This is a genomic window from Bowmanella yangjiangensis (assembly GCF_017255015.1).
In the GTDB taxonomy this organism is placed as follows: domain Bacteria; phylum Pseudomonadota; class Gammaproteobacteria; order Enterobacterales; family Alteromonadaceae; genus Bowmanella; species Bowmanella yangjiangensis.
Genome location: NZ_JAFKCS010000563.1, coordinates 1 through 479 on the forward strand (window position 1 = coordinate 1; position 479 = coordinate 479).

Annotated in this window: 1 protein-coding gene; it reads right to left on the reverse strand. The window is 53.2% G+C overall.

The annotated features are described in order from the left end of the window. A partial coding sequence (locus J0A65_RS25675) for an ATP-binding protein (RefSeq protein ID WP_463452416.1) occupies positions 1–479 on the reverse strand: 479 nt, incomplete at both ends.

Sequence of the window (479 nt, forward strand, 5' to 3'; positions counted from 1 at the left end):
TCCATCTCGTACTCTTTCCAACCAATCAAAGATTCGTCGATAAGCAGCTCGTTGGTGGGAGACAAATCCAGACCACGACGGCAGATTTCTTCAAACTCGTCGATGTTGTACGCGATCCCGCCGCCGGTACCCCCCATAGTGAAAGACGGACGAATAATACAAGGGAAGCCGATGCGGGACAGCACATCATGGGCTTGCTCCATGGTATGGGCAATTTCAGCGCGGGGGCATTCCAGACCTATGCTCTTCATAGCCTGGTCAAAGCGCTCACGGTCCTCGGCTTTGTCGATGGCATCAGCAGTCGCGCCGATCATTTCCACACCAAACTCAGCCAGTACGCCGTGCTTATCCAGCTCTAATGCACAGTTCAGTGCCGTCTGGCCGCCCATGGTAGGCAGAATCGCATCTGGGCGCTCTTTTTCAATAATCTTTTTCACCACTTCCCAGTGAATCGGCTCGATATAAGTGGCATCGGCCAT